Below are 241 nucleotides of genomic sequence, written 5' to 3' on the forward strand. Positions count from 1 at the left end.
CCTGCTCCAGAAGACCCGGTAAGGCTTCCAGCACCAGGTCGAGACCTTTCTGGCTGGTCAGACGGCTCACCACTGCAAAAAGCGGCACTTTATCGTCAACCTTAAGCCCCATTGCGATTTGTAACTGGCGCTTATTTTCCGCTTTATCTTCCAACGTATCGCGGGTGTAACGCGAGGCCGTTGGAATGATCAACTGCGCCAGGCTAACGCTGTAGTTCGGGATGAACACGACTTTCAGCTT

1 protein-coding gene is annotated in these 241 nt (G+C 53.1%); it reads right to left on the reverse strand.

Annotated elements, in window-relative coordinates; genetic code table 11:
- Window positions 1-229, reverse strand: a 229-nt coding sequence (locus HMPREF0058_RS11545) for a hypothetical protein (protein WP_040319985.1), incomplete at its 3' end; no start/stop codon positions are given.
- Window positions 230-241 lie beyond the last annotated feature (12 nt).

This window comes from Actinomyces urogenitalis DSM 15434, from assembly GCF_000159035.1.
In the GTDB taxonomy this organism is placed as follows: Bacteria; Actinomycetota; Actinomycetes; order Actinomycetales; family Actinomycetaceae; genus Actinomyces; species Actinomyces urogenitalis.